This window comes from Hoskinsella mucinilytica, from assembly GCF_045223415.1.
In the GTDB taxonomy this organism is placed as follows: Bacteria; Bacillota_I; Bacilli_A; order Erysipelotrichales; family Erysipelotrichaceae; genus Hoskinsella; species Hoskinsella mucinilytica.
The window spans coordinates 14,458-27,187 of sequence record NZ_JBEQZJ010000047.1 but is presented as its reverse complement, the minus strand read 5'-3'; the positions used below and the strand labels follow the sequence as shown (position 1 = coordinate 27,187).

Annotated in this window: 8 protein-coding genes and 1 other annotated feature; all 8 genes read right to left on the bottom strand. The window is 38.3% G+C overall.

Annotated features, from left to right (window positions below; genetic code table 11):
- Positions 1-601: 601 nt before the first annotated feature.
- Entirely contained in the window at positions 602-4,477 is a 3,876-nt protein-coding gene (gene rpoC, locus UGRO018_RS15025) for a DNA-directed RNA polymerase subunit beta' (RefSeq protein ID WP_416327317.1), read from the bottom strand.
- 4 nt (positions 4,478-4,481) lie between these two features.
- Positions 4,482-8,693 (bottom strand): DNA-directed RNA polymerase subunit beta, encoded by a 4,212-nt coding sequence (gene rpoB / locus UGRO018_RS15020; RefSeq protein WP_416327316.1) that lies wholly within the window; start codon positions 8,691-8,693, stop codon positions 4,482-4,484.
- A 108-nt stretch (positions 8,694-8,801) separates the two neighbouring features.
- Positions 8,802-9,401, bottom strand: coding sequence for a class I SAM-dependent methyltransferase (locus UGRO018_RS15015; RefSeq protein WP_416327315.1), 600 nt, complete (start codon positions 9,399-9,401; stop codon positions 8,802-8,804).
- Between the two features lie 69 nt (positions 9,402-9,470).
- Positions 9,471-9,842, bottom strand: a complete 372-nt coding sequence (gene rplL / locus UGRO018_RS15010) for a 50S ribosomal protein L7/L12 (RefSeq protein ID WP_416327314.1) — start codon at positions 9,840-9,842, stop codon at positions 9,471-9,473.
- 41 nt (positions 9,843-9,883) lie between these two features.
- Positions 9,884-10,426, bottom strand: a complete 543-nt coding sequence (gene rplJ, locus UGRO018_RS15005) for a 50S ribosomal protein L10 (RefSeq protein WP_416327313.1) — start codon at positions 10,424-10,426, stop codon at positions 9,884-9,886.
- Between the two features lie 41 nt (positions 10,427-10,467).
- Positions 10,468-10,595 (bottom strand) — a sequence feature (ribosomal protein L10 leader region).
- Positions 10,596-10,624: 29 nt separating this feature from the next.
- Positions 10,625-11,314 carry a 50S ribosomal protein L1 gene (rplA, locus tag UGRO018_RS15000; RefSeq protein WP_416327312.1) on the bottom strand — a complete coding sequence of 230 codons (690 nt, stop codon included), beginning with the start codon at positions 11,312-11,314 and terminating at the stop codon, positions 10,625-10,627.
- Between the two features lie 22 nt (positions 11,315-11,336).
- Entirely contained in the window at positions 11,337-11,756 is a 420-nt protein-coding gene (rplK, locus tag UGRO018_RS14995) for a 50S ribosomal protein L11 (RefSeq protein WP_416327311.1), read from the bottom strand.
- 181 nt (positions 11,757-11,937) lie between these two features.
- Positions 11,938-12,651 carry an NTP transferase domain-containing protein gene (locus tag UGRO018_RS14990; protein WP_416327310.1) on the bottom strand — a complete coding sequence of 238 codons (714 nt, stop codon included), beginning with the start codon at positions 12,649-12,651 and terminating at the stop codon, positions 11,938-11,940.
- Between the last annotated feature and the right edge of the window lie 79 nt (positions 12,652-12,730).

The window sequence follows — 12,730 nt, the reverse complement described above, 5'->3', positions numbered from 1 at the left end:
TATATAAAGTCTTGTCAACATCTTTTTAAAAATTTCTTTGTTTTTTTCATCTTTAATTTATAATTAGTCATCGCCTATTAATTTTTCAATTCACTATTTCATCTGATATTTATCAATGCTTTATTATGTTAATTATAATGAACCACTTTATCCAACAAAACTTTATAACCTTAGTAAATAAAATCTAAAAAATCTGCTTATTTCAACTTGGTATTTCATATTTTTTTGATTATTCTTACTTTTAATTACCTAACAAATCACAATATTTCATAATAAAACCATTTTTTCACTTCAGAATTATAATATTGCAGAAAAAGTATTGCCATTTTTTAAAAAACAGGTTATCATTATAGTGCCTTGAATAGATGGGTAAGGATGTATCTATATGAGATATCCTTACCTTTTTTATTTCATTTTACTGATTCATTAAATTATCGATTATAACAATTATATAAGTTCTTATCTTATCAAAACATCATTTAAACAGCTTAACTAAAATAAAAGACTCAGACCATTCTACAATAAGAACGATTTGAGTCTTTCTTTTTATATCTAGCTTTCCTATTTCTTAAGGTTTATACAACCTTTGAAATAGATCATGCTACTCTTCTGTCAAAATAGTAATGTCTGCTACCTCATCTAATGAAAGTGCTGAATCATCTTCCATGATTTTTTGAATATCTTCACTAGTCAATTTTTCAGGACCAGGAACATAACTCAAAAAGTCGTCATCATCATTACGATGATTTCTTTCCTCACGAATTTCTTTTAATTCTTCCGCTCTCTCTTCGATTAATTTATTTGTTTCACGATCTGCTTTGCATCCAGTACCTGCTGGAATCAATTTACCAATGATTACATTTTCTTTCAGACCAATCAAGAAATCTTTTTTACCTTTGATTGCTGCATCTGTTAACACCTTTGTGGTTTCCTGGAAAGATGCTGCAGATAAGAAAGAATCAGTTTCTACAGACGCTTTAGAAATACCTAATAGTACAGGCTTAAAGGTTGCTGGAACTTTACCTGATAATAATACCTTACGATTGATCTTCGTAATCTCTGTTAAGGAAATCTGTACACCTGGGTTTAGTTCAGTATCGTTTCCTTCAAGGACAACAACCTTACGAAGCATCTGACGAATCATAACTTCGATATGTTTATCACTGATTTCAATACCCTGGCTGGCATAAACCTTTTTGACTTCTTTCAAAATATAGTTCTGTACTTGACGTACACCTGCCACTTTTAGCAATTCTTTTGGATCTACCTGTCCTTCAGTTACCTTATCTCCGGCTTCTACCTGCGCACCGACTTTCATCCATGGACGGATTGCCTGAATTAAGGATACTTTATGAGCTATACTTTCCTTATCATTGCTAATGGTCACTTCTGTACCAGTACCATTTTCTAACGGTTCTATACTTGTAATGGTACCACTGATTTGTGCTAAAACAGCAACACCTTTTGGACAACGTGCTTCAAATAGTTCTTCGACACGAGGAAGACCCTGAGTGATATCTCCACCATCTGCACTTGCAACACCACCGGTATGGAATGTACGCATGGTCAGCTGTGTACCTGGCTCACCGATAGACTGAGCCGCCATAATACCTACAGCTTCTCCTACTTCTACATCTTTACCGGTTGCCATGTTACGACCATAACATTTTTTACATACACCGTAAATAGATTTACATGTAAAGGCACTTCTGATATACATACCTTCTACACCTGCATCTACGATTCTCTGTGCAATTGCTTCTGTAATGAATTCATCAGATTCAAGGATCAATTCATTCGTTTGTGGATTTCTTACTTCTTGCTTGCTATAACGTCCAACTAGACGGTCATAGAAGCTTTCAATGTTTGAGTTTGTTTTTCGATCAATGATTGCTTCTACCCAGTAACCTTTATCTGTACCACAATCTTCTTGTTTTACGATAACATCCTGAGCTACATCGACCAAACGACGAGTCAAGTAACCAGACTCAGCTGTTTTCAAAGCAGTATCGGTCAGACCTTTACGCACACCATGAGTAGAGATAAAGAATTCTGACACATTCAATCCTTCACGGAAACATGAATAGATAGGAACCTCTATGATACTTGGCACATATTCACCTTTTGCAGATTTTGATTGTGATGGTTTTGCCATCAGTCCACGCATACCTGCTAGCTGAGTAAAGTTAGAAGTATTACCACGGGCACCAGAACGAGCCATCATGTTAATTGGGTTCTTACGAGGAAGATTTCCTAATAGCTCTTCAGCAATATCATCTTTGACATCAGCCCAAAGCTTGTTTAGATGACGTTCCCATTCTTGCATCGTAAGTTTACCTTTCTTACGCAAAGTTTTTAATTCTTCGGCTTTTTCTTTACCGTATTCTACATGATCTTCTTTGTGTGGAGCAACCTCAATATCACTTAATGATACAGTAACGCCAGCTACTGTAGAATATTTAAATCCATAATCTTTGATCTGGTCAAGGATCTCGCTTGTTTTTTCGGTTGAATAGCGTTTGAACACTTCACCGATGATCTTTCCTAAATCTTTCTTTTTGAATGCTGAAGTAATTGGAAGATTTTTAATTGCTTCTTTGATATCACTTCCCATAGGAACGAAGAACTTATCAGGAGTTGCCTTAAAGTTTGCTTCACTTACCTCATTCAGGAATGGGAAGTCTTCTGGGAACATGTTATTAAATATAACCTTACCAACGGTTGTTAATAAGTACATATTTTCTTGTTCTTTTGTAAAGCTTGTTTTCTTTAAATTACGTACTGGAACAGCAATTCTTGAGTGTAAATGTACTTGATCAGTTTGATATGCTAGCATAATTTCATCAAGACTACCATACACATGACCTTCATTATCTCCATAACGTGTCCAAACAGCAGCTGATTTAGGGCAATCTACAGCCATGTAACGTTCTGCTTCACTATAAAACTCTTCTGCAGATTCTTCCATGGTCAAATAGAAGTTACCCATGACCATATCCTGTCCAGGAGTAACGATTGGTTTTCCATCCTTAGGTCCAAGGATGTTGTTGCTACCAAGCATCATGATCAATGCTTCAGCACGTGCTTCTTCGCTCAATGGAACATGGACTGCCATCTGGTCACCGTCAAAGTCAGCGTTAAATGCCGTACATACAAGTGGATGCAAACGCATTGCACGACCTTCTACTAGTTTAGGCTTAAATGCCTGAATACCCAAACGGTGTAGTGTAGGTGCACGGTTCATTAATACAGGATAACCATCAATTACATCTTCTACGATATCCCAAATACGTGGATCTTGACGATCGATCAATTTTTCAGCAGTCTTAGGGTTGCTTGCAATTTCTCTATTTACAATTTCATTGATAACAAATGGTTTGAATAACTGAATTGCCATTTCTCTTGGGATACCACACTGATACATTTTCAAGTCTGGTCCTACCGCAATAACGGAACGTCCTGAGAAGTCAACACGTTTACCTAATAAGTTCTGACGGAAACGTCCTTGTTTACCTTTCAAAGAGTGTGACAATGATTTCAACGCACGACCACCTGCTCCTGTAATCGGCTTACTTCTACGACCATTATCGATCAAAGCATCGACAGCTTCTTGAAGCATACGTTTTTCGTTTTGTACGATAATTGCAGGAGTACCTAATTCTAACAGCTTTTTCAAACGATTGTTACGAGTAATGACACGACGATATAAATCATTCAAGTCACTTGTCGCAAAACGTCCTCCATCTAGCTGAAGCATTGGTCTTAAATCAGGTGGGATAACCGGAATTACAGTCAGAACCATCCATTCAGGATCATTGTCAGAATTACGGAATGCTTGTACAGTATCCAAACGTTTGATTAGTTTCTTACGTTTTTCACCCTGAGCATTTTCCAATTGTGCCTGAATATTTTTGAATTCTGCTTCCAGATCAACTTCTTTCAACAATGTCAATGCTGCTTCGGCACCAGTTTGTGCTGTAAAGCTTCCTGGACCATAAATCGCCATATTTTCACGATATTCTTTTTCAGATAAAATCTGCTTGTATTCCAATTTCGTATCCTTTGGGTCAGTAACGATCCAGGATACGAAATACACAACTTCTTCCAATTGCTTAGGTGTAACATCAAGCAAAAGTGCCATACGGCTAGGAATACCACGAAGATACCAGATATGTGCAACAGGGGCAGCAAGTTCGATGTGTCCCATACGCTCACGTCTTACACTGGATTTTGTGATTTCTACACCACAACGGTCACAGACAACACCTTTGTAGCGTACTTTCTTATATTTACCACAGTAACATTCCCAGTCCTTACTAGGGCCGAAAATTCTTTCACAGAACAAACCATCACGTTCCGGTTTTTGGGAACGGTAGTTGATCGTTTCCGGTTTCTTAACTTCTCCATGACTCCATTGGTGGATACGATCCGGTGAAGCCAGACTTACCTGGATTGAGGCAAAATTATTAACACTCATCTACTTACGCCTCCTCTACATTTTCTTCATCATCTTCATCTTCGGCTAATAGTTCTTCATCTAAATCCTCATCAACGAATTCTAGATCTTCTTCATCAGCTTCCAAATCTTCTACTTCATCATTTTCATCATCGATTGCTAAATCGTTGATGTCTTCTTCATCAGCATCTTTTTCTACGATAGGAGCTACCGGTGCGGCAACTGCTGCATCATTTCCATCATCTTTGCTTATGTCAACTTCATTTCCATCTTCATCTAGCATCTTCACATCGATAGCAAGTGCTTGCAATTCATGTGTTAATACACGGAAGGATTCAGGAATACCAGGTTCAGGAATATCTTTACCCTTGATGATTGCTTCGTAAGTTTTGGTACGTCCTACGATATCATCAGATTTAATGGTCAAGATTTCTTGTAGTGTATGTGCGGCACCATATGCTTCTAATGCCCAAACCTCCATCTCACCGAATCTCTGTCCACCGTTTTGTGCTTTACCACCTAATGGTTGCTGAGTTACAAGAGAATAAGGTCCGGTTGCACGTGCATGTAGTTTATCGTCAACCATGTGGGCAAGTTTGATCATATACATGACACCAACTGCGATACGTTCATCAAATGGTTCACCTGTACGTCCATCGTACAATACCTGCTTACCATCAATGGTCATGTCTGCTTCTTTCATGATATCACTTAATTCTGTATTATTGATACCATCGAATACTGGAGTAGAGAATTTCACACCTAATTTTTTAGCTGCATAGCCTAAGTGGATCTCTAATACCTGTCCAATGTTCATACGAGATGGCACACCGAATGGATTCAACATGATATCTACCGGCGTTCCATCAGGCATATATGGCATATCCTCTACTGGAAGAATCTTAGAGATGACACCTTTGTTACCATGACGTCCTGCCATTTTATCCCCTTCAGAAATTTTACGTTTCTGAACGATATATACTTTTACGGTTTCATTCACTCCAGGTGGAAGCTCATGTCCTTCACTACGTTTGAAGATACGAATGCTATGAACAATACCAGCACCACCATGTGGTACCTTCAAGGAATTATCACGTACTTCACGTGATTTTTCACCGAAAATTGCCAATAACAGTTTCTCTTCAGGAGATATTTCACTCTGACCTTTTGGCGTTACCTTACCAACCAGAATATCGCCTTCCATTACTTCTGCACCGACCATGATAATACCACGGCTATCCAAATTACGGCATGCATTTTCGCTGACATTTGGAATATCACGTGTGATTTCTTCAGGTCCTAGCTTTGTTTCTCGACAATCGATGTCATATTCCTCGATATGGATGGATGTATACACGTCATCACGTACTAGACGCTCACTCATGATGATAGCATCCTCGTAGTTATAACCATACCAGGTCATATAAGCAATGGTTACGTTTTGACCCAATGCAAGTTCTCCATTTTCCATAGAAGGACCATCAGCCAAAATATCACCTTTTTCAATACGTTCACCTTTTTTGATGATTGGACTTTGATTGATATTCGTTCCGTTATTAGAACGCTGGAATTTACGTAGACGATATTCATGACGATCTCCGTCATCTTTTGCAACAACGATACGTTGAGCATCTACATATTCAATGACGCCATCTTCTTTTGCAACAATACCGACACCGGAATCCTTTGCAATTTTATATTCAATACCAGTTCCTACATATGGGGAATGAGGTTTCAATAATGGTACTGCCTGACGTTGCATGTTTGCACCCATCAAGGCACGAGAAGCATCGTCATTTTCTAGGAATGGTACACAGGCTGTCGCTACTGAAACGATCTGTTTTGGCGAAACGTCGGCCAATTCTACTTCTTCACGTGCAGCAATGATGGTATCTCCTGCTTTACGTGCTACGACACGTTCATTGACCAATCTACCATCAATGACCTCATTGGCCTGAGCAATGACATAATCAGCTTCCTCATCTGCAGACAGATAAATCGCTTCATCACGTACGGTTCCATCTGGATTCACAATACGATATGGTGTTTGAATAAATCCATACTCGTTGATTTTTCCATAAGAAGTCAAGTTATTGATCAAACCGATATTAGGTCCTTCTGGTGTCTCGATCGGACAAATACGACCATAGTGAGAACTATGAACGTCACGAACCTCAAAACCAGCACGATCTCTTGTCAAACCACCAGGTCCTAACGCAGAGATACGACGTTTATTGGTAAGCTCAGCCAAAGGATTCTGCTGATCCATGAACTGTGACAACTGAGAACTTGAGAAGAATTCTTTGATTGCTGCGGTTAATGGTCGAATATTAGTTAATTTCTTCGGTGTCAATGTAGCGATATCTGCAATTGACATACGTTCTTTTACAACACGCTCCATACGACTCAACCCAATACGGAATTGATTCTGAATCAATTCACCAACAGAACGGATACGACGGTTACCCAACATATCGATATCGTCAGTCTCTCCAACATCCTCCATAACATTCAAGTTATAAGAATAAAGAGCATACATATCGGAAATAGTAATGGTGTGCTTATTCGCATATGGGTCATTACCCATGATTTTTACTACTTCATTATTTTCATCAAAGACTTTGATTTCCTGTACAGCCGCACCAACTAACCAAGCGCTGATAACAGCACCATTGTGTACTCGATTACGGATATCCTCAAGTGCAGTGGCACTTAAAGCATCGGTTCTCTGTCTTGGTGTATAGCCTTCTACAAACAAATCATCTTCTTCATTTAATAAGTCATTTCCATTGGCATCGCTTAAACGACCCAATGCATATAAACGTTGTCCATAGTTCAATACAGCATTTACATTTTCTTTTGTAAGCACTACTTCTTTAGCGATAATGCCGCCATGCACAGATACTTTGTCCATAGCAGACACGATCTTCGCTACATCCTGAGCCGTTAAAACGCTACCTTCAAACAATGTTTCATCTTCTAACTCAACATCGTTTGCCAAGATACGTCCAACAAGCCCCAAGTTGTTTGATGTAGAAACCGTTACTTTATCAGGATGATTGAACAAAGGATTGAATGGGAACGCAGATACATGCATACCCTTTTCTAATTCTCCACGTAGATCATTTCTTTCATCACGGTGAATCATAGTGCCACTAGGCATATAAACACTACCATCGCTTGCTAAAATATCTTGTGCAAGACGGTGTCCATCAACACGGTTGATCGCATTTAATTTTTTGCGTAATTTATATCGTCCCGCCTTTGTCAAATCATAACGGCGTGGGTCGAAGAACTTCGCATTCATCAACGTAACAGATCCATCTAATGTAGGGATTTCATCTGAACGCTGATTTTCATATATAGAAAGCAATGCCTCCTGTCTTGTTTTTACCTTGTCCGCAAGCAAAGTGTTTTCCACTTCTTCGTATTTTCCGAAGAAAGCTGCATACAATGTAAGGTATAGATCCATAAATTCACGATTTTCATCATCTTGAGGAATATCCTCGATGACATCTCTTCCCATAGCATGTAGGAATGTTTTAATTTGTGCAGTATCATGTGGATCTTCACTGCGGTCCAAATCAACTGACATACCAATTGCTTTGAAAAGGATCGTTGACAGCATTTTACGTTTACGGTCAATGCTCATGTTTAAAACACGTCCTGTAGACGCTTTTTTCAATTCTGTCATAAATTCCAGCCATGTTCCACGACTTGGAATTAACTCACAAGAGAAAGATTCTTTTCCCGTCTTTTCATCATAACCGGTAGAAAAGTACGCACCAGGTGATCTTACGATCTGTGATACGATGACACGCTCAGCACCGTTGATAATAAAAGTACCGGTTTCTGTCATTAAAGGGAAGTCACCTAAGAAGACATCCTCCCATTTATTGATAACCTCTCCTGTAGTGTTATCTGTTATTTCAAGCTCCATACGTGCTTTCAGCGGTGCCGCGAAGTTACATTCACGATACATTGACTCTTCTGCATCATATTTAGGTTCACAGAATTCATATCCTGTAAACTTCAGCTTGATGTTTCCTCCATAGTTTTGAATCGGATAGATTTCGTTAAATACTTCTTCGATTCCTTCGTTCTTGAACCACTCAAAAGAGTCTGTCTGAATTTCAACCAGATTAGGAAGCTCCAAATGTCCACTCACTTTCGAGTAATCGCGACGCTCTGCCTTTTTACCGGAAGCGACAATACGATAAGGCTGTTTTTTGTCCATGTACGCCATCCTTTCTACAAGTTTTCTCTACCAAAATAAGGCACAAAATCCCATTTTATTATTTTAGTATTATGCAATTTATTATAATAGCAATCAAACGTCAAATTGTCAATGCTTTTTCGCATTTAAAATAAAATAACCTTTTTCTTTGTTAATGATTTCACAATTTCCGAAGATCTCTTTGATCTTTGTAACTGCACTTGCAGCTCCTTGTTGCTTTCGTATCACGACCCATAAATTACCATTTGTAGCAAGATGATCATAAGCTTCTTCAAAAATTTTATAAATCACTTTTTTTCCTGCACGAATGGGTGGATTGGTAATGATATCAGTAAAAGTATTCCCTTCTACGCTTTCATATACGTCAGATTCATGAATATTGGCTTCTATATTATTTTTGTCAGCATTTTCTTTTGCCAGTAACACAGCTCTGGGATTGACATCTACCATTTCCATTTGTGCCTTAGGATAGATTTTCTTCAAAGTGATGCCAATAACCCCATAGCCGCAGCCAACATCAAGGATATGTTCGCCCAATTCACCTTTTTTACAAAGTGTATCAAGCAAAACTCGTGTACCGAAATCGACACTATCTTTACTAAACACACCGTTATCTGTAATAAAGGTATAGGTAAAACACCAAAACCGGAAAGATATTTCCTTCCGGTTTTCTGCTAAATGACGATTATCTGTAAAATAATGATCCATCGTTATCCCGCCTTTTTAGGTGACAAAAAGCCCGAAGGCTTTTTGTTAAATTTAGAGTTGTAAAGTTAATTATTTAACTTCAACAGAAGCACCAGCATCCATCAATTTCTTCTTGATTTCTTCTGCTTCTTCTGGTTTGATGTTTTCTTTGATTACGCTTGGGCATTTGTCAACGATACCCTTAGCATCTACAAGACCTAATCCAGTGATTTCACGTACAGCCTTGATTACAGCAACTTTAGTTCCACCAACATCAGTTAATGTAACAGTTACTTCGCTTGGTCCAGAAGCTTCTGCTTCTGCAGGTGCAGCAGCTACAGCAACTGGTGCAGCAGCAGTTACGCCAAATTTTTCTTCGATTGCTTTTACTAATTCATTCAGTTCTAAGATTGTAGCTTCTTCTAAATAAGCTAAAATGTCTTCCTGGTTTAATTTTGCCATTTTCATGTCCTCCTAAGTTTATTTTATTTTGCTACTGTCAATTAAGCAGCAGCCTCTTCGCTTGTAGCTTCTGCAGTAGTAGCAGCTTCGCCGTTTTCACCTTTACTGTCAGCAACAGCTTTAACCGCACATGCAAATCCACGTACTGGTGACTGTAAGCAGCTTAACAGCATTGATAACATACCTTCACGGTTAGGTAAAGAAGCAAGTTCTTTGATGGTATCTACACCAACAACCTTACCTTCTACAATACCGCTCTTTAACACAAGTTTATCGTGTTTCTTAGCGAATTTTGCAAGTACACGCGCAGGAGCAACTGCATCTGCTCCAAATGCGATTGCGTTTGGTCCAACAAGATCTTTTGCCAAATCAGTTGCACCGGCTTCTTCAGCAGCACGCTGTGCCAAAGAGTTCTTGTAAATTTTAAAATCTACACCCTCAGCACGCAAATCTCTACGTAGCTGAGTCATTTCAGCAACAGTTAGTCCACGGTATTCTACAACAACAGTAGAATCAGACTCTTTCATTTTCTGAGCGATTTCAGAAACAACTGTCTTTTTAGCATCGATAATCGCCTGGTTCATTAACTTTACACCTCCTAAATTTATATGTAACAATATACCTTAAGAGCTTATAAAAATCACCCGCATGTATAGACGTACGGGTGAAAGAAATGTATCTTAAACTTTCTACCTCGGTAACATGATTAAGTCTTTCGACCGTTACTGTCTATGGTATATTGATAACATAGCTATTTTATACAACTTCTACAAAAAAGTCAATTAGTATTTTTCAACAGCTACATGGATACCAGGACCCATTGTTGTTGTCAATACAAGGTTCTTGATATAAGTACCTTTTACTGCAGCTGGTCTAGCTTTAAGAATTGTCTTGTAGATTGCGTTGAAGTTATCCACCAATTTTTCATCATCAAAGCTAACTTTTCCGATCATTAGGTTGATATTACCTTCTTTATCTACACGATATTCAACTTTACCTTTTTTGATATCTTCAACAGCTTTTGTAACATCCATAGTTACTGTTCCTGTCTTAGGGTTTGGCATTAAGCCTTTAGGTCCTAATACACGACCCAACTTACCTAATTCACCCATCATGTTAGGAGTAGCTACGATGACATCGAAATCGAACCATCCTTGTTGCATTTTGTCTAGCAACTCTTTACCACCGACAAAATCAGCTCCTGCGTCGATTGCTTCTTGTTCCTTAGGTCCTTGAGCAATCACACACACTTTCTGAGTTTTACCAGTACCATGTGGAAGTACCATTGCACCACGAATCTGCTGATCAGCATGACGTGGGTCTACATTTAATTTGAAGCTAACTTCAACAGATGCGTCGAATTTAACTGTGTTTGTTTCTTTTGCTAATGCTACAGCTTCTGCTACAGGATAAGATTTTGAGCGATCAACTTTCTTAGCAGCTTCAGCATATTTTTTTCCTACTTTTGCCATATTTATTTACCTCTCGCCTTTCTTAACCTTCGAAGCCTTCAACTTCAACACCCATGTTTTTAGCTGTACCAGCAACGATGCGCATAGCAGCTTCAACGTCATTAGCGTTCAAGTCAGGCATTTTGTATTCTGCAATTTCACGTAATTGGTCAACAGTGATCTTTCCAGCTGAAACTTTCTGATCTCCTGATGCCTTTTTGATACCAGCAGCTTTTTTGATCATAATGGATGCTGGTGTTGTTTTTAATACGAAATCAAAGCTCTTGTCTTCGTATGCAGTGATAATAACTGGAACCATATCTCCACTACGATCTTTTGTAGCATCGTTAAACGCTGTACAAAACTGTGGCATGTTAATACCTGCAGATGCAAGCGCTGGTCCTGGTCTAGCTCCTCCTGCTGGGAACTGTAGTTTACAAATTTTTGCAACTTTTTTACTCACAAGACACACCTCCTATATATTGTTGTCTTATGCAGTGGTTGATGAAGGGGTTGCACCTTCTCCCACGCATGTGAAAGCACCACTCAAAGCAGCACCTATATAATATAATACACATATTTTCAAATTGCAACTTCTTTTTTCTTTTTTTCTGTCTTTTTCCCTGTTTTATCCCATTTATCCACTATTGATTTTTCCAATATGTTTCATATTTGATACACGCTTGATAATAATCCTCTACTAGATTGATATCCATTGCATATCGATTATCTATATGACAGATATCCAATGGTTTTCCTTGAAACAACGTAAATAGTTCCATATCCAATTCACCCTTATATTCTCTGAGCTTCTTCTCCTGTATTTCACTGGCATAATGCTTCTTAATCAATTCAGAATCCTGCTTGGTAAAGTAGGTGACACCTAAATGAGTGGTAATCATCTCATTTGCTTTACTTAAAGAAAAACCATTCATCAATCGATATTGATCCGTCTTAACCTCAATGGTCGGTACACCTTTAGGATTTTTGAAAATGGTATATAGTGTTGTTTTTTCAGGTTTCTTGATAAAAAGATTTTTAAATAAGATCACATCTCCATGTATGACAAACGTATCTTCTAAACAATCAAGTGCCAACTTCATTGAGTAAATGCTATTGTAAACTGAATATTTCTTATTATGAATCAAACGCACATGATAGTTTTTCTCCAATGGCAAAAACATCTCATGCTTATGTCCCGTAATGATCGTAATATCATTGATACCAGCTTGTTTCAGATAAATGATGGTACGTTCAATGATTGGCATACCTCCAATTGGAAGCAGCGTCTTATTTAACTGCCTTGTTAAATTGATCATACGATGCCCCACTCCTGCAGCCAGGATAACAGCATTCATAACGGCACCTCCCATTATCACTTATTTGTCATATAATCATACATCTTTTTCCTTTTTCTTACAATCTGTGATTGTCATA

Excerpts from the sequence above, each read along its gene's own strand:
- rpoC (WP_416327317.1), bottom strand. The coding sequence starts at position 4,477 with ATGAGTGTTAATAATTTTGCCTCAATCCAGGTAAGTCTGGCTTCACCG.
- rplL (WP_416327314.1), bottom strand. The coding sequence starts at position 9,842 with ATGGCAAAATTAAACCAGGAAGACATTTTAGCTTATTTAGAAGAAGCT.
- UGRO018_RS15015 (WP_416327315.1), bottom strand. The coding sequence starts at position 9,401 with ATGGATCATTATTTTACAGATAATCGTCATTTAGCAGAAAACCGGAAG.
- rpoB (WP_416327316.1), bottom strand. The coding sequence starts at position 8,693 with ATGGACAAAAAACAGCCTTATCGTATTGTCGCTTCCGGTAAAAAGGCA.
- rplJ (WP_416327313.1), bottom strand. The coding sequence starts at position 10,426 with ATGAACCAGGCGATTATCGATGCTAAAAAGACAGTTGTTTCTGAAATC.
- rplA (WP_416327312.1), bottom strand. The coding sequence starts at position 11,314 with ATGGCAAAAGTAGGAAAAAAATATGCTGAAGCTGCTAAGAAAGTTGAT.
- UGRO018_RS14990 (WP_416327310.1), bottom strand. The coding sequence starts at position 12,651 with ATGAATGCTGTTATCCTGGCTGCAGGAGTGGGGCATCGTATGATCAAT.